Below are 21212 nucleotides of genomic sequence, written 5' to 3' on the forward strand. Positions count from 1 at the left end.
TGTGGCTACGCGCTTTACTCGATCGTGGTGTGTTTATGCAGGAGCTTGATACCGCCAAGGGCTGGTTCATGCTCTTTGCGCCGTTGGCTCGCCTGCTGCAACGCCAGACCGGGCAGTTGCCCTGCAATGCGTTGCATGTACATGCGAGCCAATGGTTTTCCACCCACGGTGATATTCCAGCGGCGGTCGAGCATGCCCTGCTGGCAGGGCAGCCTGAGGTGGCCAGCAGTTTTCTGGAACGCTTTACCGAAGAGCAGGTGCTGCAGGGGCAAGATCTGGCGCTGATTCTGCGCTGGCGTAGCGAGCTGCCCGAAAGTCTGTTGTACAGCACGCCGCGGCTGATCCTGCTCAATACCTGGGTTCTGCTGCTGGTCGGGCGACTGGATGAGGCGCAAGCCTGCATCAACGAATTGGCCCGTTTCCAGCCGCGCAGTGATGGGCCGCGTACCCGTGAGCTGTTTGCGCACTGGCAAGCGATTCAGGGCATCATCGCCTATGGTCGATTGTGCGCCGTCGATGCCCGCACGCATTTGCATGAGGCTTTGCAAGGCCTGCCGCACAGTGCCTGGGCGCAGGCATTGCTGTGCCGCTCGGCGCTGACCCTGGTAGCCATCGGTGAGGGCCAGTTGGAGACAGCCCAGAAGCTCAGCTTCGAGGCGCTGAAGCAGGCGCGACAGCATGGCAACGCTGTTTTTGAGGCTTTGCTGGAACTTGATCATGCCTTGCTGCTGGAGACCCGTGGTGAGTTTGCCCGTGCCGAGGCGTTGCTGCTGCGCGTGCTGGCCGGTACGGCCCCCAACACGCTGCGTCAGACCCCGGTGCAAGCGCGCATTGGCTTGCGACTGGGTCGTTTGCTGTTGCGCCAGGGGCGTGCTGATGCGGCCGCAAACTACTTTCAGAGTGGCCTGGAGCAGGCGCTCGACTACGGTGATCCGGCTGCTTTCCAGGGGTATCTTGGCCTGGCCGAGCTGGCCATGGGGCAGGGGGACATTGCTTCTGCATTTGCTCGTTTGGCGCAGGCTGAACGCTTGATGCAACGCCAGCGTGTGCATGAAACGCTGTACCGTGGGACCCTGCTGTTGGCCAGTTGCCACTTGTGGTTAGCGCAGGGCCACCGTGAGCGTGCACGGTTGGCGGCGACACGGGTGCTGGGCTATGCGCAGCGGGTCAAGGCTATTCTGCCTACGCCGAATTTCCCGGAGTTGATTCCACGTTTTCAGGCGTTTCTTCTACAACTGGATCGTGTGGATGGTGCCGACATTCGCCAGCCATTGCAGCGCTTGCTGGAGCAAGCACTGAGTCAGGGGCGCCAGGCGTTAGCCAGTGAGCTGTGGATACGCTATGCCGAGGTATGCGCTGACGCAGGCGATCAGGTGAGTGCCGACCAGGCTCGGCAGAACGGTGAAGCCCTGAAGATGCGTCTGGGCTATCAGCATCCATGGTGGCAGGTGCTGTGCGCGGACGATGTGGCCGTTCATCCGGTGGCGCGCACCAGTGCACTCAGCAGCCGTGAACTGGTGGTATTGCGCCTGATCGCCCAGGGACTCTCCAACCAGGAGGTGGCTGAGCAGCTGTTTATCTCATTGCATACCGTCAAGACTCACGCCCGCCGGATCAACGGCAAACTGGGCGTCGCACGACGTACTCAGGCCGTGGCCAAGGCCAAGGCGCTGGGCTTTTTTAGCGCCAACACTCAATGCAGTGCCGGGCTGGCGCTGAGTTGGCGCAGCCGCTGGCTAAGGTGCAGACGTTGTGCCAGATCATCGCAGAGCAGCAGGGCGCGTTGCAGATCGAAGCGCTCACCCTGCGGGCAGTCGAGTATCTGGTAGATGTCGGCCCGGGCCAGGTGATCAGCCAAGCAGGGTGAGCCGAGCTGCAGGACGCGCTCGGCGTCGCGAAGTGCAGCAAGCGGCTCGTGGGATATCTGATGCAGGTGGCGCAAGTTGCGTGATAGGCGCTGCAGCAGGCTGTGCGCATCAATGGGTTGCAGGTGGCTGGCCGTCAATTGCGCTTTCGGGCCTTGTTGGCGTTGCAGCAGTTCCCTGCATTCTCGGGTGTACAACCGTCGTCCGCTACAGGGGTCGAGCAGGTGATCCGCTCCCGGTACCCGGAGTAGAAAATGTCCGGGAAAGTTGATGCCTTGCAGGGGAATGGCCAAGCGTCTGGCCAATTCCAGGCTGAGCAGCGCCAATGACAGGGGCTGGCCACGGCGACGGCTCAGCACGCAATTGAGCAGTGCCGCCTGGGGGCGCAGCGGATACTCATCATCCTCCTGAAAATCCAGCTCAGTGAGTCGGCGCACCAGCGCTTGCGCCAATTCCTGGCTGGGCAGTTCGGGCAGCCCCTGCAGCACTTGTTGTTGCAGGTTGCCCAGTTGCTGCATCACCTCGTTCGGCTGCAGGTGTGGCTGGTGTTCCACGGCGATCCACACCGCCGCTTCAAACAGCGCGGGCGGTTGTTGCTGCAGGCAGGCAAGGCAGGCGGCGCGAGGGGTCATGGGCTGCTCCCAAGGTTTATGCCTTTGTAGTCAAGCACCTAACCTTCGTCCAGTACATTGTTGTGCCGGCCCTGTGCCAAGTTCCGCGGCGATCCCCCGAAATAAGGAAATCGAGGATGCTCGTCGTGCTTCGTCATGCTGTTTTGTCACTGCTGCTAATGTTCAGCAGCTCCTGGCTCAGTGCTGCGCAGTCCCTGCAGGACAACCTGCTGGCACAGGAGCTTTCGACCTACCGTGTGCTGACCCTGTTTCACCTGCTACGCCTGGAACAGGGTGACCCCGATGTGCAGCAGCGGCTGCAGGTAAACGTGCGTCATTTTCAGCAGTTGCAGGCCGAGCAGGCTGCCCTGATCGAGACAGAGCCAGCGGCACACTTGGCGCTTGAGTTGCAGCCGGTCGCACAGCGTTTGCAGGCGTTGGTGCTCAGCAATGCTCAGCTAGGCGTTGAGAACATGGGCTTTCATGCCCTGGATGACTTGTCGCAGAGCGCTTATGACCTGGTGCAACGCAACCGCCAGCTTCAGACACACTTGACTGAGACGCCGACGAGCATGGCGCTGCGTCAGGCGGTGTTGATGCAGCAGATTGCTGCCGAATATGTACGCGAGGCGGCCAGTTGGGATGCCGGCGCGGCTGTGTATGACAGTACTCAGGCGCTGAGTGAGCCGGTGGATGCCCTGACCAAGCGTTTCAGTGAGCGACTGGTTCAGCTGCAGCAGGCACCGGATACGCATGCTGAACTGCAGGCCCGGTTGGGACAGGTGCGGGTGATTTGGAACTATATTGAGCAGCCACTGCTGAATTACCGTGAGCGCTCTCTGCCGTTTGTGGTGAGCCGCTACAGTGAGCAAATCGTGAACCTGCTGATTCACTGAGGCGTGCCAGCGCCTCAGTGGTAGCGGCCTATACTGACAGGCAAATCAGTACGGGAGCCACAGCATGTTCGCCATGATGGAAACCGCCCGGCTGGAGTCACTGCACTTCGCCGAGGATCCACTGACCGGTCTCAAGGCGATTATCGCCATCCATAACACCCGCCTTGGCCCGGCGCTGGGCGGTTGCCGTTACCTGAACTATGCCAACGAGACGAGCGCCATCGAGGATGCCCTGCGTCTGGCCAAGGGCATGAGCTACAAGGCCGCATTGGCGGGCCTGCGTCAGGGCGGCGGCAAGGCGGTGATCATCCGTCCCGCGCATGTCGATAACCGCGCCGCCGTGTTTGAAGCCTTTGGCCGGTTTATCGAAACCCTCAATGGCCACTACATCACCGCGATGGACAGCGGCACGTCCAGCGCCGACATGGACTGCATCGCCCAGCACACCCAGCATGTCACCAGCACCACGGCCGAGGGTGATCCGTCACCGTACACCGCCATGGGCGTGTTTGCCGGGATTCGTGCCACCGCCCTGGCGCGCCTCGGCAGTGACAACCTGGAAGGCTTACGGGTGGCGATTCAGGGGTTGGGCAATGTCGGCTTCGCCCTGGCCGAGCAACTGCATGCTGCCGGCGCTGAGCTATTGGTCAGTGACCTGGACCCAGGTCGCGTCCAGCGGGCGGTCGAGCAACTGGGCGCCCGACCGGTGGCCAGCGAAGCCTTGCTCGCCACGCCCTGCGACATCCTGGCGCCCTGCGGTTTGGGTGGAGTTTTGCATGCGGGCAGTGTCGCTCAGTTGCGCTGCTCGGCGGTGGTGGGGGCCGCCAACAATCAACTGGCCAGTGCCGACATCTCCGACAGCTTGCAGGCGAGGGGGATTCTCTATGCACCGGATTATGTGATCAACGCTGGCGGTCTGATCTACGTGGCGCTGAAACATCAGGGTGAGCCTGTGCCGGTGATCACCGCGCACCTGACACAGATCAGTCAGCGGCTGACCGAGATCTATGGTCATGCCCAAGCCGACAAGCGTCCGCCGGCAAGGGTCGCTGATGCGATTGCCGAACGCTTGTTATATGGCTGAGTTTGACTGTTGCCAGAAACACAAAGCCCCAGTCATTGGCTGGGGCTCTGTGTTTCTGGCGTTACTCGGCTGCAGGCTCGCTCAGTTCACTCAAGGCGTCGGGTTGGTTTTTGAACGCCTTGGCGAAGATGTCGCGGTTCTTCGCCATATAAATTCCCAGCTCTTCACCCTGGGTTTCATTCAACGATGGCACGGCCTTCTGCAGCACCTCGGTGAGTAGCTCGGCCAGTTCGAGCATTTTGTCATGACGGTCGGCTTCGGCTTTATCCATGAATAAACGCTCCAAATCCCGGCTGCTGCGGTACACCACTTCGACGGCCATTCATCACCTCTACGCCTTCACGCTGGTAGGTTACTAAAACTGGTTATTTGTACAGTGGTGGCGAGCATAATTAACTCGCCGACATTTTGCCAGTAGCAATTGCTGTATCGGCTTATAACCTGGCTTGCGGCACGGGCTGTGATGCTGCCGATATTGCCTGCGCATCCAGAGTTGACCAAGGTGTGCCCTTGATGAAATGACATGCATCTGTATCACTCCGGGCCTGAGCTTTGCATCTGCAGCGCAGGTTGAGATAGACAACTGATCAACGGTTAATGGGGACGGCGTGGTGAACAAGAACAACTGGGCAAATCGTAAGCGTGAAGAGGTGCATGGCCTGGCGGAGTCGTTGGGCAATCTGTTGATGGAAGCCTTCCACTACCTGGCGTTATTCGCCATCGGTGCCATCACCGCCTGGGCGGCAGTGATGGCCTTTATTGGCATGCTGGAAAAGGGCCATATCACGGTCGATGACATTCTGTTGCTATTCATCTACCTGGAATTGGCGGCAATGGTGGGGATCTATTTCAAGACCAACCACATGCCGATCCGCTTCATGATCTATGTGGCGATTACTGCGCTGACCCGGCTGATGATTTCCGACATTTCGCACAACCATAAACCCGACATGGGCGTGGTGATGGTGTCCGGGGCCATTCTGCTTCTCGCCGTGGCAATCTTTGTGGTGCGTTATGCCTCTTCGCGCTTTCCTGCGGTGCAGGCCGACGGGCCAAGGCGCAAACGTAATGCGGCTGATGAAGCGGCAGAGAAAGATGACATGCACAGCGATGATTGATTGCTGATCAGTCGCTTAACGGCGCAAACAGCGCCTGCAGATCGTCTTCGCTGAGCTGCAGCTGGGTCTGGCTGCCGCCTTCCAGCACGCCGCGGGCCAGGCTGGCCTTGGCTTGTTGCAGCTGCTGGATTTTCTCTTCGACGCTGCCACGGGCGATCAGCTTGTAGACGAACACCGGCTTGTCCTGGCCGATGCGGTAGGCGCGGTCGCTGGCCTGAGCTTCGGCGGCGGGGTTCCACCAGGGGTCGAAGTGGATCACCGTATCGGCGGCGGTCAGGTTCAGGCCTGCGCCGCCGGCTTTCAGGCTGATCAAAAAGATTGGCAGCTCACCAGCCTGGAACTGCTGCACCGGGGTGCGGCGGTCCTGGGTGCTGCCGGTGAGCTTGGCGTAGCGAATATTGCGTGTTTTCAGCTCGGCTTCGATCAGCGCCAGCATCGAGGTGAACTGCGAGAACAGCAGCACGCGCCGGCCTTCAGCGAACAACTCTTCAAGCATTTCCAGCAGACCGCTGAGCTTGCCGGAATCCAGGCTGGTCAGACTGCTGTCACCGCTTTCATCGAGCAGACGCAGGTCGCAGCAAGCCTGGCGCAGGCGCAAAAGGGCTTCGAGAATCACGATCTGGCTGCGCGCCAGTCCCTGACGGGCAATTTCCGCGCGAACCTTCTGATCCATGGCCAGGCGCAAGGTTTCGTAGCGGTCGCGCTGCGCCGCGCTGAGTTCGACCCAATGGGTGATTTCGGTTTTCGGCGGCAGCTCGCTGGCTACCTGCTCCTTGGTGCGCCGCAGCACGAAGGGTTTGATCCGCCCGGTGAGGTGCGCCAGGCGCTGCTCGTTGGCATTTTTTTCGATGGGTGTGCGGTAGTCGCGGGTAAAGCTCTTGCTGTCGCCGAGCCAGCCGGGCATGAGGAAGTTGAACAGCGACCATAGTTCGCCCAGGTGATTCTCCAGCGGTGTGCCGGTCAGGCACAGGCGTTGCCCGGCCTGCAGTTGCCCGGCAGCGACGGCAGCCTTGCTGCGTGGGTTCTTGATGTTCTGCGCTTCATCGAGAATCAGCAGGCGATAGCGGTAGGCAGCCAGCGCTTTGAGGTCGCGTGGTAGCAGGGCGTAGGTGGTGAGGATGATCTGGTGTTCGTCGATCTGCTTGAACAGCGTGCGGCGTTTTGGCCCATGCAGGGCCAGTACCTTGAGCTGCGGGGTGAAGCGCGCGGCTTCATCCTGCCAGTTGGGGATCAGGCTGGTGGGCATGACGATCAGCGCCGGCTGCTGCAACCGTCCGGCGTTGTACTCGCAGAGGATATGGCCGAGGGTCTGCAGGGTTTTGCCCAGGCCCATGTCATCGGCCAGCAGGCCGCCGACTTCCAGCTCGGCCAGTCCCTGCATCCAGGCCAAACCTTGCAGCTGATAGGGTCGTAGCTCTGCTTCTAAGCCGGCGGGTGCCTGCAAGGTGGCGCTGTCCAGCCGCTGCAGGCGTTCGGCGAAGTCACGCAGCTGGCCGCCGCCTTGCCAGCTGATGGCCGGGCCTTCTTGCAGGGGATTCAGGCGGGCAGCATCCAGCCGTGACAGGCGCAGCCGCTGGCTGGACTCGCCCGGCTCGCGCACAAACAGCTCGCCGAGGGTCGCCAGCAGCGGCTTCAGTCGTGCCAGCGGTAATGCTGCGCGTTTGTGGTGATGCGGCAGGCTGACCAGTACCACCTCGTCATCATCGCGCTTGTTCAGGGCTTCGCCATTGAGCAGCCAAGGCTTCTGGCGGATGGCCTGCAGCAAAATCGGCAGCAGGCTGATGCGCTGGCCTTCGACCTCGATGCCCAGTTCTAGGTCGAACCAGGTTTGTTCGGGGTCTTCTTCGACCTCGGCATACCAGTCATCGACCTGCGCCAGGTTGAACTGGAAATCTGGCTGCATGCGGATCTGCCAGCCTTCCTCACGCAGCCGCGGCAATTGCTCGCGGACAAACAGCAGCCAGGCCGCCTCATTGGGGTGCTCGTAGGCTTCTCCGGCGCTTTCCGGTAGCGCTTCGCTCTGCCGCAGGGCCACTTGCAGGCCAGTTTGTTCCAGGCGTTTGCGCAGCTGGGTTTCAGTGCTGATATCGCGCACGATGCGCAGGCTGTGCTGGGCACTCTGTTTGATCAGCAGGTCTTTACCCTGTTTGCCAGATGCCAGGTGGCCCTGGTAGTCGAAGGCCAATGCAGCACGATGCTGGGTCTGCTCCTGCATACGGCCCTTGCGTGCGTCAAAGTGCACGCGCACCAGGCTGCCGAGGCTCAGCACCGGCGCCGGTTGTAAATTCTCCAGGTACTCCTCGCGGGCCTGCGGGCTGCTGACGATCAGCGGCGACAGATCGACGCCCTGTTCCTGCTGCAGTTGCAGGGTGAGCAGGGCGCTGGCGACGTGTTTACAGTTGAAGCCCACTGGGCAGCTGCAATGGCCTGTCACGCCCCAGCCCTGGCCGTAGTGATGCAGGGTGATGCGCTGTTGGTAGGTTTGCGCACCGGAGCCACGGCAGCTGGCCAGCAGGGTGCTGTCCTTGAGGCTGAGCAAACGGCTGCGCCCCTGGGCGGCATAACCCTGACCGCGCTGCAGATCGCCCACGCCGAATTCTGCACGCCAGTCTTCCTGGCGTAGATGCAGGATATCGAGGGCCATCAGGGGCACCGGGCGGGCAAGTGAAGGAATCGTGGCATGGGCAGCTTTCTCGAAGGCAGCCGATGATTCTTACACAGCCAGCGTGGGATTAGCAGGCAGTTTTCAGCTGTTGGTAAGCAGATATTGCTTGGCGTGGGGGCGTTGCAGGGCGGCGCGGTATTGCCCCGGCGTGGCGCTGAAGGCCTGGCGGAAGCGGTTGTTAAAGTGGCTGGCGCTGGCAAAGCCGCAGGCCAGGGCCACTTCAGCCAGTGCCAGGGTGCTGTGCTGCAGCAGTTGCTGGCCATGGCGCAGGCGCTGCGCGAGCACATAACGATGCGGAGGCAGGCCGAAGCTGAGCTGGAACATCCGCGCGAAGTGGTATTCGGAGAGCGCGCAGACACTGGCCAGCTGGCCCAGGCTAAGTGGCTCACTGAGGTTGGCCTGGATAAACTCGCGTACTCGGCGGCGCTGGTTGGGGGCCAGGCCGCCGTTCAACCGCAGGCCATCGCGGCGGCCGACCTGGGACAGCAACGCGTGATTGACCAGGCCGTGGGCCAGGCTGCTGCTGAGCAGGCGCTCGGCGGGCTCCTGCCAATCCAGCTGGATGAGCTCACGGAAACGCTGGGCCTGCTGCGGGTCATCGAGAAAGGTGCCTTCGCGCAGTTCCAGTTCCCGTGGCTCACGGTCCAGCAGGTTGACGGCCGACAGGGCGAATTGCTCCTGGCTGATATACAGATGGGTCAGATGGATTTCCCCGTTGATCACCCACTCCGACTGATGCCCGGCCGGCAGTATGCACAGTTTGTCTGGCGCGCCTTTGCTGTGCGGGCTTTCGCGGCGAAAGGTGCCGGTGCCGCCGGCCAGGTAGCAGGACAGCGTGTGATGGCTGGGGGCTTCGTAGTCGCGGGCATCATGGCGGTTGCTCCACACGGCCGCCGCCAGCCCGTCGCCCAGCTCGGCGCTGCGATGCAGGCGAGTGTTGGGCGAGCTGTGCATGCTCTGGAAAACCTGTAGGTGCTCAAGTTGCGACATAAATCCTCCGTCACCCTATGCTACGCCCGGCATGTATGCGTGCCAGCCCCCGCCGGCAGAAAAGCGCAAGATTATGCAAGGCGCGGCTATTTGTAGCTGTTGAGGATTTCCTGGTAACGCGGCTGTTTTTTCAGTGCGTTAAGGCCGTTCTGCAGGCGGGTCAGTTGCACTGCGTCGGTATCCAGGCTGAAGGCGTAATACATGGCGCTTTCCTTGAGTACATGCACCGGGGCGAAGTCGTGGCTGTGCATGTCCAGATTGCGGATAAACCAGTAAGCGGTGGTTTCATTGTAGGCCCACAGGTCGATGCGGCTGTTATGCAGCAGGTTGGCCAGCTGAATCGCGCTTGCAGAAATCTGCAATTGGTTGTCGCTGATGCCCATTTTATTAAGCAGTTGGTGGCTGGCATCATCGCGAATCACGCCGATACGGTAGGCGCTGAGTTCCGCCGGTTGCTTGATCTGTAACTGGCGATCCTTGCGCGCCAATAACACGATGCGGCTGGGCATGATCGGCCCGACCCATTTGAACTGCGGGCCGCGTTCATCGGTGCGGGCCATGGAGAACAGCAGCACGCCAGGGCCCTTGCGCGCCATTTGGTAGCCACGCGCCCAGGGCAGCGAGCGAATGTCCCGACGTCCAATGGGTAGGCCGGCGATGGCAGCGGCCTCCAGCAGAATATCCACGGTAATACCTTTGGCGATGCCGCTTTCGGTGTAGTTGTAGGGGGGGAACTCTTCGGTGATGAAGTCCAGCGACTCCCACTTCGCGTCTGCATGCAGCACCGATGGCGTGAGCAAACAGAGGAAAATCAGCGCAAACGCGTTGCCCAGGCGAGAAGACATGCAACGTACCTCAGGTTACAGATGCCGGCAGTGCCGGGTGGCTTAGGCAGTGTGGCGGGTGCGCCTGCGTCAGCGACACCCGTCTATTGACGCTAGCCCGCCTGGCATAGGCTGTCGACTCGCCACATTGATCGCGTTGTATGGTTATCTTTTGGTTGCGAGTGAATGGCTATTAACCGTTGGGATCGAGCAGTCAGCCCTGCGCGCGCTCGTACCAGCCCTTGCTGTTATTGACCATGCGCACCAGCCAGAGCATGACCGGCACCTCGATCAGCACACCGACCACCGTGGCCAGCGCCGCGCCGGAGTTGAAGCCGTACAACACGATGGCCACTGCCACCGCCAGTTCGAAAAAGTTCGACGCGCCGATCATTGCCGCCGGCCCGGCGATGTCGTGACGCACCTTGAGTTGCCGGCACATCCAGTAACCCAGCGCGGCGATAAACAGGGTTTGCAGCAGAATCGGCACCGCCAGCATGGCGATGATCAACGGCTGCGCGACTATGGTCTGGCCCTGGAAGGAGAACAGCAGCACCAAGGTGGCGAGCAGGGCGAGGATGGAGAACGGGCCGATACGCGCCAGCACCGCTTGCAGCGCTGCATCACCCCGGCGCAGCAGGCGCGCACGGATCAATTGGGCTATCGCCAGGGGGATGACGATGTACATCACCACCGACAGCAGCAGGGTGTCCCATGGCACCGGGATCGACGACACGCCGAGCAGCAAAGCAACGATAGGGGCGAAAGCGAACACCATCACCAGATCGTTGATCGCCACCTGAGTCAGGGTGAAGTTGGCATTGCCTTTACACAGATTGCTCCACACGAACACCATGGCGGTGCAGGGCGCGGCGCCGAGCAGAATCAGCCCGGCCACGTAGCTGTCGATCTGCTCGGCCGGCAGCCAGTCTGCGAATACATGGCGCAGAAACAGCCAGGCCAGAAAGGCCATGGTGAAGGGTTTGATTAACCAGTTGATGCTCAGGGTTACGCCCAAACCGGCGCGCTGCTGGTAGACCTCACCAATGGCGCTGAAGTCGATCTTCATCAGCATCGGGATGATCATCACCCAGATCAGCAGGCCCACCGGGATATTCACCTGCGCGACGTCAAGTGCGCCCACCGCCTGCGCCGCTACGGGCGCATACAAGCCGAGCAAGGTGCCGCCGATGATGCAGAGGAAGACCCAAAGCGTCAGGTAGCGCTCGAACAGACCGAGCGGCGAGCGGGTTTGAGGAGCGGAGGATTCTAGGGCATTGGCCATGCTGGATTCCTTAGGTGAGGGGCGAGTCTAGCCAGTCCCGCTGCGGCCAGTGTTGATCTGGGTCTGCTTGGGGTTGGTTAAATATACGGTTTACAAGATATATGGATATCAATATATTCGCCAAACCGTATTCGCCTGACACCCATCGCCATGAGCCCAAAGATTCGTGTGTTGTTCCTCTGCGTAGCCAACGCTGCCCGCTCGCAAATGGCCGAAGCGCTGCTACGCCATACCGACCCAGAAGGCTATGAGGTTTTCAGCGCAGGCACCCTGCCTGGTGACGTCGACCCACGTGCGCGTCAGGCCCTGGAGCAGTTGGGCGTCAGCACGGAAGGCCTGCACAGCAAGGCGCTGGAGAGCTTCGATGGCCAGCAGTTTGATTACGTGATCACCCTGTGTGACAAGTCCGCCTTCGAGTGCAGCACCTTGCCAGGGGCCGGCGAATACATCGCCTGGGACTTCGAGGACCCGGCCAGTAGCCAGCAGCAGAATGCCTACATGCGTTGCCTGCAGCAGATCCACGAGCGCATCAAGATGTTCGTACTGGTCAAAAGCAAAGTCAGCCAGCCTACGCAGATGCTCGCCCCGGTGACCTTGTTTAAGTGCCTGGCCGATGACACCCGCGCACGCATGACTCAGCTGATCGCCCAGGAGGGCGAGCTGTGCGTCTGTGAGCTGACCGCCGCTCTTGAGGAAAGCCAGCCGAAGATCTCCCGCCATTTAGCCCAGCTGCGCAGCAGCGGCCTGTTGCAGGACCGCCGCGCCGGGCAGTGGGTCTATTACCGCCTGCACCCGCAACTGCCTGCCTGGGTTGGCAAGATTCTGGCGCAGGTGCTCCAGGCTGACGACCCACAACTGGCCGAAGATCGTTTGCGTCTGCACAGCATGCGTGACCGTCCTGATCGCGCCTCACTGTGCGGCTGAGCCACCGTTTTCTGGAGAAAGGCCATGAGCTTTGAGTTGCCGAATATCAACCCTGAACTGCTCAATCCGCCCAGCCAGGAGCAACTGGCCAAGCCGGCCCCGTTGCACAAGCCGCGCATTCTGCTGTTGTACGGTTCCAACCGGGCCCGTTCCTACAGCCGTCTGCTGACCGAGGAAGCCGCGCGCCTGCTGCAGCAGTTCGGTGCCGAAACGCGGATATTCAATCCCAGCGGTCTGCCGCTGCCGGACGACGTTCCCGAGGATCACCCCAAGGTGCAGGAACTGCGCGAGCTGGTGCTGTGGAGCGAGGGCATGGTCTGGTGCTCGCCGGAGCGCCATGGCGCGATGACCGGGGTGTTCAAATCGCAGATCGACTGGATTCCCCTGAGCATGGGCGCGGTGCGCCCGACCCAGGGTAAGACCCTGGCGCTGATGCAGGTCAGCGGCGGTTCGCAATCCTTCAATGCGCTGAACCAGATGCGCGTGTTGGGGCGTTGGATGCGTATGTTCACCATTCCCAACCAGTCTTCGGTGGCTAAAGCCTTCCTCGAATTTGACGACGCCGGGCGGATGAAGCCTTCGGCCTATTACGACCGCGTGGTCGACGTGATGGAGGAGCTGGTCAAGTTCACCCTGCTGCTGCGCGGCCAAACGGACTACCTGGTGGACCGCTACTCAGAGCGTAAGGAGTCGGCCGAGCAGCTGTCCAAACGGGTCAATCAGGCTTCCATTTAATTTTCAGGATCAATCAGCATGTCCCATCCCTTCGATATTCTCAGCATTGCTAATCGTCCCGGCCGGTTGATCTTTACGCCTTGCCCAGGCACCAAGGACAGCAGCATCGACAGCGCCCTGAGCACCCTGAAACAGGCGGGTGCCGATGCGGTGCTGACCCTGATGCCCTACGCCGAACTGGCGCAAAACGCCGCCAGCGATTTGCCCGCGCTGTGCGCCGCGCAAGGTTTGCTCTGGCTGCATCTGCCGGTTGCCGATGAGCAGGTGCCGCAGGCGGATTTCGACGCCGCCTGGCCGGCGGCCATGGTGCAGATTGCTGAGCTGCTGGCCGCCGACAAGGCCATCGCCATTCACTGCAAAGGCGGCTCCGGGCGTACCGGATTGATTGCCGCGCGCATCCTGATCGAATTGGGTATTGAGCGCAGCGAGGCCATCAGCCTGGTGCAGGCACTGCGGCCGAAAGCCATTCAGCATCCGGCCCATGCGGGCTGGATCGCCCAGTTCGGCAACTGAGATGAGCATGCTAAACACCATCGGGCTGTTCGCCCTCACGGCCCTGGCCGAGATCATCGGCTGCTACCTGCCGTACCTGTGGCTCAAGCAGTGTAAGAGCATCTGGTTGCTGTTGCCGGCTGCTGCCTCGCTGGCGCTGTTTGCCTGGCTGCTGACTCTGCATCCAACTGCCGCCGGGCGGGTGTATGCCGCTTATGGCGGGGTGTATGTGGCGATGGCGATTATCTGGCTATGGCTGGTGGACGGTATTCGCCCGACCCATTGGGACCTGCTGGGCGCCGCTGTGGCCATGCTCGGCATGGCGATCATTATGTTTGCGCCGCGTAGCGCCTAATCAGGTTCTAGAGGGAGTTTGTGTATGGCTATCAAGGTAGGGATCAACGGTTTTGGTCGTATCGGTCGTCTGGCGCTGCGCGCTGCCTGGGGCTGGCCGGAACTGGAGTTTGTGCAGATCAACGACCCGGCCGGCGATGCCGCGACCCACGCGCACCTGATCAACTTTGACTCGGTGCATGGCCGCTGGCAGCACGAGGCCGGTAGCGACGGCGACGCGGTGGTGATCGACGGCAAGCGCGTTCAGGTCACGGCCAACAAAGCCATCAGCGATACCGACTGGAGCGGCTGCGACCTGGTGATCGAGGCCAGCGGCAAGATGAAGACTGTCGCCGTGCTGCAGGGCTATCTGGATCAAGGCGTGAAGCGCGTGGTGGTCTGCGCGCCGGTCAAAGAGCCGGGCGCGCTGAATATCGTCATGGGCGTCAACCAGCAGCTGTTCGACCCGGCGCAGCACCGCATCGTTACGGCGGCGTCCTGCACCACCAACTGCCTGGCCCCGGTGGTCAAGGTGATCCACGAAAGCCTCGGCATCCGCCATGGCTCGATCACCACCATTCACGACCTGACCAACACCCAGAGCATCCTCGACCAGCCGCATAAAGACCTGCGTCGCGCGCGGGCTTCGGGTATGAGCCTGATCCCCACCAGCACCGGCTCGGCGACGGCGATTGCCGAGATATTCCCCGAACTGCGCGGCAAGCTGAACGGCCACGCCGTGCGCGTACCACTGGCCAACGCTTCGCTGACTGACTGCGTGTTTGAAGTGGAGCGCGCCACCACGGTGGAGGAAGTCAACGCGCTACTCAAAGCCGCCGCTGCTGGGCCGCTGGCCGGGATTCTGGGTTATGAGGAACGGCCACTGGTGTCCATCGACTACCGCACCGACCCGCGCTCGTCGATCATTGATGCGCTGTCGACCCTGGTGATCAACGGCACCCAGGTGAAGCTCTACGCCTGGTACGACAACGAATGGGGCTACGCCAACCGCGCGGTGGAGCTGGCGCGGATGGTCGGTTTGGCAGATTAGCCAGGCTCTTTTGGGAGGGGCTTTAGTCGCGCCAGCAGTTGAGGCCTGTCGCGGCTAAAACGGAATGCCGCCCAGCCATTCCCAAGGTCTACATAGGATTCGTTATGCACGCTCTATCCCGCCTGGCCCCCGACGTGCGCCAATACCTATTGGTAACCGGTAACTACTGGGCCTTTACCCTTACCGACGGCGCGCTGCGCATGTTGGTGGTGCTGCATTTCCACAGCCTCGGTTACACGCCGCTGCAGATTGCGGCGCTGTTTTTGTTCTACGAGATTTTCGGTGTGGTCACCAATCTGGTCGGCGGCTACCTGGGCGCGCGGTTGGGCTTGAATCGCACCATGAATATCGGCCTGGGCCTGCAGGTAGCGGCCTTGCTGATGCTCACCGTGCCGGCGGCCTGGCTGACGATTCCCTGGGTGATGGGCGCGCAGGCGTTGTCCGGTATCGCCAAAGACCTGAACAAGATGAGCGCGAAAAGCTCGATCAAGCTGCTGGTGCCGGACAGCCAGCAGGGCACCTTGTACAAGTGGGTGGCGATCCTGACCGGCTCGAAGAATGCGCTCAAGGGCGTGGGCTTCTTTATGGGCGGTGCGCTGCTGGCGCTGCTCGGTTTCACTGGCGCGGTATTGGCCATGGCCGCTGTGCTGGCGCTGATCTGGCTGGCCAGCGTGGTGCTGCTGAAAAAAGAGTTGGGTAAGGCCAAGGCCAAACCAAAGTTCCGCGACATGCTGTCCAAAAGCCGGGCGATCAACCTGCTTTCGGCGGCGCGACTGTTTCTGTTCGGTGCGCGCGATGTGTGGTTTGTCGTGGCGCTGCCGGTGTACCTGTCCAGTGTCTTGGGCTGGGATTTCTGGATGGTCGGCGGTTTTCTGGCGACCTGGGTGATTGGCTACGGCATGGTGCAGGCGTTTGCCCCATCCATTACCGGCAAGGCCAGCGGCCAGTTGCCGGATGGCCGCGCGGCGTTTGCCTGGGCCGCCGTGCTGGCTGGTGTGCCGGCACTGATTGCCCTGGGTATGGGCAGTGCTTGGCCCGTGCAATGGGTGCTGATCGGCGGCTTGCTGGTGTTCGGTGCCGTGTTTGCGGTGAACTCCTCGCTGCACAGCTACCTGATTGTCAGCTACGCCAAGGCAGACGGCGTGTCGCTGGATGTCGGCTTCTATTACATGTCCAACGCCGCCGGCCGGCTGCTCGGCACGCTGCTCTCGGGCTGGGTCTATCAGGCTTATGGCCTTGAGGCCTGTCTGTGGATTTCTTCGGCGTTTGTGCTGCTGGCGGCGCTGATTTCCATCGGTTTGCCAGGCAATCAAGGGATTGCCGGCAGGTAGGTTGGGTTGAGTCGCGCAGCGCAGAAGCCCAACGGCGCGTGGCAATCTCTGTCGGGCTTCGCTGCGCTCAACGCCAACCTACCCCGGCCATAGCACTCAGTGAGTATCGATATTTTCCACGTCGCGTAGCGGCTTCATGAGGGCAACAATAAGCGCAAGTTTGTGCAAGAACAGTCGGGTCGATCAGGCGCAGACTCCTGAATATTCCAAGGGAGTCTGTTGATGAATCTGTCGCTTTATCTGCTCACCGTACTGATCTGGGGCACCACCTGGATCGCCCTCAAACTGCAATTGGGCGAGGTGGCAATTGCCGCCTCCATCGCCTATCGCTTTGCCCTGGCCTCGCTGGTGCTGTTCGTCATCCTGCTGCTCAGCGGCCGTTTGCAGACGCTCGACAGGCGCGGCCAACTGATTTGCCTGGTGCAGGGCTTGTGTCTGTTCTGCCTGAACTTTATGTGCTTCTACACCGCCAGTCAGTGGATCCCCAGCGGCCTGGTGGCGGTGATTTTCTCCACCGCCACGCTGTGGAATGCGATCAACGCGCGGCTGTTCTTCAAACAGCAGATCGCCGCCAATGTGCTGGCCGGTGGCGCACTGGGCCTCGGCGGGTTGGCGTTGTTGTTCTGGCCGGAACTGGCCGGGCAGGAAGCCAGCCATGAAACCCTACTCGGCATCGGCCTGGCACTGCTCGGTACGCTGTTTTTCTCTGCCGGTAATATGCTCTCCAGCCTGCAGCAGAAGGCTGGTCTTAAGCCACTGACCACCAATGCCTGGGGCATGCTGTATGGCGCGCTGATGTTGGTGGCTATCTGCCTGGTCACGGGCACGCCGTTCGGCTTCGAGTGGAACACTCGCTATGTCGGCACCCTGCTGTACCTGGCGATTCCCGGTTCGGTGATCGGCTTTACCGCCTACCTGACCCTGGTCGGGCGTATGGGCCCGGAACGCGCGGCCTACTGCACCGTACTGTTCCCGGTGGTGGCGCTGAATATCTCGGTGTTTGCCGAGGGCTACCAATGGACGGCACCGGCGCTGTTCGGTTTGCTGCTGGTGATGTTGGGTAACGTGCTGGTGTTTCGTAAACCCAAGGCTGCGCCTCTGTTGGTGACACGCGAGGCATAGGGTGCGTTCGAGAGGCTGGGGATTGATGTGGGAGGAGCTTTAGCCGCGACTCAGGCGATAAAGCTGTCGCGGCTAAAGCCCTTCCCACAAAGCGTTCAAAATAACCCCCACTGCCCGCCGATCAAGGTGGCGAAATCATGTTTAGAAAACGGCAGGATGGCATCGCCCGCCGGGTAAAGCATGTAGGGTGGATGACGCTTTTATCATCCACCTTGGGATCGCAGTGGGTGGATGGGTGAAACGTCATCCACCCTACGAACGGCCCTGGCAGCCAAGGGTTAACTCGGCCACTTCCAGGCCGGTTCATCGAGCATGCCCTGGCCCCGGATAACGGTTTGCCCCAGCTGCTTTTCCAGCACGATGGCGTTGCACTCGGGGTGTTGCTCCAGGGTGGCAATCAGGCGGCTGGCGTGGGACACCACCCAGACTTGAGTGTGCTGCGAGGCGGCGATAATCAGCCGGCCGAGGGCGGGCAGCAAGTCGGGGTGCAGGCTGGTTTCCGGTTCGTTCAGTACCATTAGCGATGGCGGCCGTGGCGTGAGCAGGGCGGCGACCAGCAGCAGATAGCGCAGGGTGCCATCCGACAGTTCGCTGGCCGACAACGGTCGCAATAAGCCTTCCTGTTGCAGTGCTACGGCGAAGCGTCCGCTGGCCTGCATATCGATACACAGACGTGTGCCAGGGAAGGCGTCACTGATGGCTGCATCCAGCGCAGCGGGATCGCCGATTTCACGAATGGTCTGCAATGCTGCCGCCAGGTCACGGCCGTCGTGATGCAGCACTGGTGTGCGAGTGCCCAGTTGCGGCAGGCGCGCGGGTGCTTCGGCATCGCTGCGAAAGTGATCATAGAAGCGCCAGCGGCGGATATGTTCGCGCAGCCTGAACACTTCCGGGCAGGCGGGATCATTGCCGATCTGATCGAACAGGCTGTCGAAGCTCGGCAGGTGCTGGGCCATCACCTGCCAGTTGCGCCCTTCGCGTATACGCACCATCGGCCCGGCGCGATCCACCAGCAATGAGGCAGGGCGATAGCTTGCCCCCGCCCAGATGCATTCACGTTTGATCTCGGGATCCAACGCGAAGGCGGACAGGCTTGGCTCTGGCAGCCCGAGGGAAATGGCATAGCTGAAATCATCGCCGGCAAAGCCCAGGCGCAACCGTCGGACCTCCTTGCGCGGGCCGCCCTGCACCGGCACCTCGCCGCTGAGCATGCGTCGGCTAATGGTTTCCGGCCCGGCCCAGAAGGTGGAGTCCAGCCCGCCTTCACGGGCCAGTGCATTGACCACGCCGCCCTGGGCGGTTTCCGCCAGCAGGCGCAGGGCGCGATAGAGGTTGGATTTGCCGCTGCCATTGGCCCCGGTCACCAGATTGAGCCGGCCTAATGGCAGCACCAGGGCGTTGATTGAGCGGTAGTTAGCGACGGCAAGGGTGTGCAGCATGGGTGTCGTCCTGACAGCTAATGAAGGGTTTTTAGCGGCGCGGCTTGCCTAGAACAAGCCTAGTTGTCCGCCGATCAAGGTTGCAAAATCATCCTCGACAAACGGCAGGATGGCGTCGGCCACCGGTTGCAGTTGGCGGGTCAGGTAATGGTCGTAGTCGATGGTGGCGTTGCGCGCTTCCAGCGGTTGCGGGCCGGCGGTGGTGATCACGTAGCTGATCCAGCCGCCGCGTTGGTATTGCAGCGGGCGGCCGTGCGCGGCGTTGTACTCGTCGGCCAGGCGCGCGGCGCGCACATGGGGCGGTACGTTGCGTTCGTAATCGGTGAGCAGGCGGCGCAGGCGTTTGCGGTAGACCAGTTGCTCATCCAGCTTGCCGCTTAGGGTGCGCTCGACGTAGTCACGCACATAATCCTGATAGGGTTGGCCGAGAAAGATGCGCTCATACAGCTCGCGCTGAAACTGCTGGGCCAGCGGCGACCAGTCGCTGCGCACGGTTTCCAGGCCTTTGTAGACCATCTTGTGGCCACCGTCAGGCTGGCCGATCAGCCCGGCGTAGCGCTTCTTGCTGCCTTCCTCGGTGCCGCGAATGGTCGGCATCAGAAAGCGCCGGTAATGGGTTTCAAACTGCAGTTCCAAGGCGCTTTCCAGGCCGTACTCATCATGCAAGTGATCGCGCCACCAGGCGTTGACCTTAGCCACCAGCGCACGGCCGATCTGTGCGGCGTCTTCTTCAGCGTGCGGGCGCTTGAGCCAGACGAAGGTGGAGTCGGTGTCGCCATAGATCACCGCATAACCCTCGGCCTCGATCAGCGCGCGGGTGCGGGCCATGATCTCGTGGCCGCGCAGGGTGATGGAGGAGGCCAGGCGCGTATCGAAAAAGCGGCAGCCGCTGGAGCCGAGCACGCCGTAGAAGGCGTTCATGATGATCTTCAGCGCCTGCGACAGCGGTGCGTTGCGCTCGCGTTTGGCCGCCTCACGGCCCTGCCATATGCGCTCGACAATCACCGGCAGGCAATGCTCGCTGCGCGAGAAGCGCGCGCCGCGAAAACCCGGCACCGAATGGGCGTTGTCCGGCTGGCGCAGGCCTTCGATCAGCCCCACCGGGTCAATCAGAAAGCTGCGGATAATCGACGGGTACAGGCTCTTGTAATCGAGCACCAACACCGACTCATACAGCCCGGGCTGCGACTCCATGACAAAGCCGCCGGGGCTGGCTTGCGGCGGGTTGTCCCCCAGGTTCGGTGCAACAAAACCACGGCGGTGCATCAGCGGCATGTACAGGTGTTCGAAGGCCGCCACCGAGCCGCCGCTGCGGTCGGCGGGAAGGCCGGTGACCGTGGCGCGCTCCAGCAGGAAGTCGAGGATCGCGGTCTTGCCGAAGATGCGTGTGACCAGTTCGCAGTCGCGTAGGTTGTAGCGTGCCAGAGCGGGTTTGTCCTCGCGGAACATGCGGTCGATTTCGTCCATGCGCTGGTAGGGCGTGGAGATATCTTTGCCTTCGCCGAGCAGGGTTTGCGCGACGTTTTCTAGGCTGAACGAGGGAAAGCTCCAAGTCGCCGAACGCAGCGCCTCGATGCCGTCGATGATCAAGCGACCGGCAGCGTCGGCAAAGAAGTGGCCGTTGCCGCTGCCATGCTCGCGCCATTGCATCTCGCTGCCATCGCGGCCCAAGCGCAGGGGGATGGCCAGATTGCGCGCATGTTCATGCAGCACACGCAGGTCGAATTGCACCAGGTTCCAGCCGATGATCGCGTCCGGGTCGTGCGCGGCCATCCACTGGTTCAGGCATTCGAGCAGCTCGCCACGGCTGGCGCAGTAGTGCAGCTGGAAATCCACCCGCGGCGGTTGCTCGGGCGTGCGGCCGAGCATGTACACGTTGCGCTGGCCGCAGCCTTCAATGGCGATGGAGTACAGCTCACCAAAGGCATTGGTTTCGATGTCCAGCGAGGCCAGCTTGAGCGTCGGGCGGTAACCCTCGCAGGGCTTGATCTGCGCCTCGAGCAGCAGAGCGGGATTGGTCGCATCGGGCGTGCCGGTGAACTGCACGGGGGCGGTGATAAAACGCTCCATCAGGTAGCGCTCGGGCGGTCGCACATCGGCTTCGTACACGTCCAGGCCAGCGCGGCGCAGCTGTTTGTCGAGGTCCATCAAGGTACGGTGCTGTTGGCAATACAGGCCGAGCACCGGGCGCAGGTGAAAGTCCTTGAGGCCCAGCGGGCGTAGCTCGACGCCGCGCTCGTTGGCCAGCAGCGCTTGCGCCTGCTCGCGTTGCGCATCCGGGATAAAGGCCACCGAGGTTTGCAGCGGCAGACGCAGCAGGCGCGGACCGTTGTCGGTGGCCAACCAGAACTCCACCTGCGTGCCGGCCGGCGTATCACGCCAGTGTCGGGTCAGCAGAAAGCCCTGTTGTAAGTCCACCGCGTTGCTCTCGGGTCTGTGTTGAGAGG

The 21212-nt window shown here is 61.7% G+C and carries 18 protein-coding genes and 2 pseudogenes; 12 read left to right on the forward strand and 8 right to left on the reverse strand.

Annotated elements, in window-relative coordinates; genetic code table 11:
* Positions 1-68: 68 nt before the first annotated feature.
* Positions 69-1370 (forward strand): annotated as a pseudogene (locus OU997_RS12980) (helix-turn-helix transcriptional regulator); the annotation flags it as partial.
* A 123-nt stretch (positions 1371-1493) separates the two neighbouring features.
* Positions 1494-1685: pseudogene (locus OU997_RS21035) on the forward strand (response regulator transcription factor); the annotation flags it as partial.
* A gap of 8 nt (positions 1686-1693) precedes the next feature.
* On the opposite strand, the gene OU997_RS12985 reads toward OU997_RS21035, so the two are convergent.
* The gene (locus tag OU997_RS12985) at positions 1694-2497 is read right to left on the reverse strand and encodes a SirB1 family protein (protein WP_267806924.1); all 804 of its coding nucleotides are present in this window, start codon (positions 2495-2497) and stop codon (positions 1694-1696) included.
* A 116-nt stretch (positions 2498-2613) separates the two neighbouring features.
* Between OU997_RS12985 and OU997_RS12990 the strand changes: the two genes are divergently transcribed.
* The gene (locus OU997_RS12990) at positions 2614-3372 is read left to right on the forward strand and encodes a hypothetical protein (protein WP_108485832.1); all 759 of its coding nucleotides are present in this window, start codon (positions 2614-2616) and stop codon (positions 3370-3372) included.
* Positions 3373-3436: 64 nt separating this feature from the next.
* Positions 3437-4456, forward strand: coding sequence for a Leu/Phe/Val dehydrogenase (locus OU997_RS12995; RefSeq protein ID WP_267806926.1), 1020 nt, complete (start codon positions 3437-3439; stop codon positions 4454-4456).
* A gap of 61 nt (positions 4457-4517) precedes the next feature.
* Here the strand turns inward: OU997_RS12995 and OU997_RS13000 are convergent, their stop codons facing one another.
* Entirely contained in the window at positions 4518-4778 is a 261-nt protein-coding gene (locus tag OU997_RS13000; protein ID WP_108485834.1) for a YebG family protein, read from the reverse strand.
* Positions 4779-5067: 289 nt separating this feature from the next.
* Between OU997_RS13000 and OU997_RS13005 the strand changes: the two genes are divergently transcribed.
* A complete protein-coding gene (locus OU997_RS13005; RefSeq protein WP_177479929.1) occupies positions 5068-5574 on the forward strand; it encodes a phosphate-starvation-inducible protein PsiE in 507 nt (168 codons plus the stop codon).
* Positions 5575-5581: 7 nt separating this feature from the next.
* Here OU997_RS13005 and OU997_RS13010 read toward each other — a convergent pair whose 3' ends face one another.
* The 4 genes from OU997_RS13010 to arsB all read right to left on the reverse strand — a co-directional run bounded on the left by OU997_RS13010 (position 5582) and on the right by arsB (position 11338).
* Positions 5582-8218: a DEAD/DEAH box helicase gene (locus OU997_RS13010; RefSeq protein ID WP_108485835.1), complete on the reverse strand. Its 2637-nt coding sequence runs from the start codon at positions 8216-8218 to the stop codon at positions 5582-5584.
* 102 nt (positions 8219-8320) lie between these two features.
* A complete protein-coding gene (locus OU997_RS13015) occupies positions 8321-9229 on the reverse strand; it encodes a helix-turn-helix domain-containing protein (protein WP_108485836.1) in 909 nt (302 codons plus the stop codon).
* Between the two features lie 86 nt (positions 9230-9315).
* Positions 9316-10074, reverse strand: a complete 759-nt coding sequence (locus OU997_RS13020) for a substrate-binding periplasmic protein (protein ID WP_267806929.1) — start codon at positions 10072-10074, stop codon at positions 9316-9318.
* A gap of 193 nt (positions 10075-10267) precedes the next feature.
* A complete protein-coding gene (gene arsB / locus OU997_RS13025; protein WP_108485838.1) occupies positions 10268-11338 on the reverse strand; it encodes an ACR3 family arsenite efflux transporter in 1071 nt (356 codons plus the stop codon).
* 150 nt (positions 11339-11488) lie between these two features.
* Here arsB and OU997_RS13030 point away from each other — a divergent pair, with 150 nt between their 5' ends.
* The 7 genes from OU997_RS13030 (at position 11489) to OU997_RS13060 (ending at position 17326) form a co-directional block, all read left to right on the forward strand.
* A complete protein-coding gene (locus OU997_RS13030; protein WP_267806931.1) occupies positions 11489-12262 on the forward strand; it encodes a metalloregulator ArsR/SmtB family transcription factor in 774 nt (257 codons plus the stop codon).
* Between the two features lie 24 nt (positions 12263-12286).
* Complete coding sequence (gene arsH, locus OU997_RS13035; RefSeq protein ID WP_108485840.1) at positions 12287-12997, forward strand: arsenical resistance protein ArsH; 711 nt, start codon at positions 12287-12289, stop codon at positions 12995-12997.
* An 18-nt stretch (positions 12998-13015) separates the two neighbouring features.
* Positions 13016-13510, forward strand: a complete 495-nt coding sequence (locus tag OU997_RS13040) for a tyrosine-protein phosphatase (RefSeq protein ID WP_108485841.1) — start codon at positions 13016-13018, stop codon at positions 13508-13510.
* A gap of 1 nt (position 13511) precedes the next feature.
* Positions 13512-13844, forward strand: a complete 333-nt coding sequence (locus tag OU997_RS13045; protein WP_267806934.1) for a YnfA family protein — start codon at positions 13512-13514, stop codon at positions 13842-13844.
* 24 nt (positions 13845-13868) lie between these two features.
* Complete coding sequence (locus OU997_RS13050; protein ID WP_267806936.1) at positions 13869-14873, forward strand: ArsJ-associated glyceraldehyde-3-phosphate dehydrogenase; 1005 nt, start codon at positions 13869-13871, stop codon at positions 14871-14873.
* 104 nt (positions 14874-14977) lie between these two features.
* Entirely contained in the window at positions 14978-16204 is a 1227-nt protein-coding gene (arsJ, locus tag OU997_RS13055; RefSeq protein WP_267806938.1) for an organoarsenical effux MFS transporter ArsJ, read from the forward strand.
* A 222-nt stretch (positions 16205-16426) separates the two neighbouring features.
* Positions 16427-17326 (forward strand): DMT family transporter, encoded by a 900-nt coding sequence (locus OU997_RS13060; RefSeq protein ID WP_108485844.1) that lies wholly within the window; start codon positions 16427-16429, stop codon positions 17324-17326.
* 278 nt (positions 17327-17604) lie between these two features.
* Here OU997_RS13060 and OU997_RS13065 read toward each other — a convergent pair whose 3' ends face one another.
* Together OU997_RS13065 and OU997_RS13070 are read right to left on the reverse strand one after the other, a co-directional pair.
* Positions 17605-18765, reverse strand: coding sequence for an AAA family ATPase (locus OU997_RS13065; RefSeq protein ID WP_108485845.1), 1161 nt, complete (start codon positions 18763-18765; stop codon positions 17605-17607).
* Between the two features lie 48 nt (positions 18766-18813).
* Positions 18814-21183, reverse strand: coding sequence for a DNA polymerase II (locus OU997_RS13070; RefSeq protein ID WP_267806940.1), 2370 nt, complete (start codon positions 21181-21183; stop codon positions 18814-18816).
* Between the last annotated feature and the right edge of the window lie 29 nt (positions 21184-21212).

Origin of the sequence: Pseudomonas sp. SL4(2022) (assembly GCF_026625725.1) — a bacterium.
In the GTDB taxonomy this organism is placed as follows: Bacteria; Pseudomonadota; Gammaproteobacteria; order Pseudomonadales; family Pseudomonadaceae; genus Aquipseudomonas.

Excerpts from the sequence above, each read along its gene's own strand:
- OU997_RS12985 (WP_267806924.1), bottom strand. The coding sequence starts at position 2,497 with ATGACCCCTCGCGCCGCCTGCCTTGCCTGCCTGCAGCAACAACCGCCC.
- OU997_RS12990 (WP_108485832.1), top strand. The coding sequence starts at position 2,614 with ATGCTCGTCGTGCTTCGTCATGCTGTTTTGTCACTGCTGCTAATGTTC.
- OU997_RS12995 (WP_267806926.1), top strand. The coding sequence starts at position 3,437 with ATGTTCGCCATGATGGAAACCGCCCGGCTGGAGTCACTGCACTTCGCC.
- OU997_RS13000 (WP_108485834.1), bottom strand. The coding sequence starts at position 4,778 with ATGGCCGTCGAAGTGGTGTACCGCAGCAGCCGGGATTTGGAGCGTTTA.
- OU997_RS13010 (WP_108485835.1), bottom strand. The coding sequence starts at position 8,218 with ATGGCCCTCGATATCCTGCATCTACGCCAGGAAGACTGGCGTGCAGAA.
- OU997_RS13015 (WP_108485836.1), bottom strand. The coding sequence starts at position 9,229 with ATGTCGCAACTTGAGCACCTACAGGTTTTCCAGAGCATGCACAGCTCG.
- OU997_RS13020 (WP_267806929.1), bottom strand. The coding sequence starts at position 10,074 with ATGTCTTCTCGCCTGGGCAACGCGTTTGCGCTGATTTTCCTCTGTTTG.
- arsB (WP_108485838.1), bottom strand. The coding sequence starts at position 11,338 with ATGGCCAATGCCCTAGAATCCTCCGCTCCTCAAACCCGCTCGCCGCTC.
- OU997_RS13030 (WP_267806931.1), top strand. The coding sequence starts at position 11,489 with ATGAGCCCAAAGATTCGTGTGTTGTTCCTCTGCGTAGCCAACGCTGCC.
- arsH (WP_108485840.1), top strand. The coding sequence starts at position 12,287 with ATGAGCTTTGAGTTGCCGAATATCAACCCTGAACTGCTCAATCCGCCC.
- OU997_RS13040 (WP_108485841.1), top strand. The coding sequence starts at position 13,016 with ATGTCCCATCCCTTCGATATTCTCAGCATTGCTAATCGTCCCGGCCGG.
- OU997_RS13045 (WP_267806934.1), top strand. The coding sequence starts at position 13,512 with ATGAGCATGCTAAACACCATCGGGCTGTTCGCCCTCACGGCCCTGGCC.
- OU997_RS13050 (WP_267806936.1), top strand. The coding sequence starts at position 13,869 with ATGGCTATCAAGGTAGGGATCAACGGTTTTGGTCGTATCGGTCGTCTG.
- arsJ (WP_267806938.1), top strand. The coding sequence starts at position 14,978 with ATGCACGCTCTATCCCGCCTGGCCCCCGACGTGCGCCAATACCTATTG.
- OU997_RS13060 (WP_108485844.1), top strand. The coding sequence starts at position 16,427 with ATGAATCTGTCGCTTTATCTGCTCACCGTACTGATCTGGGGCACCACC.
- OU997_RS13065 (WP_108485845.1), bottom strand. The coding sequence starts at position 18,765 with ATGCTGCACACCCTTGCCGTCGCTAACTACCGCTCAATCAACGCCCTG.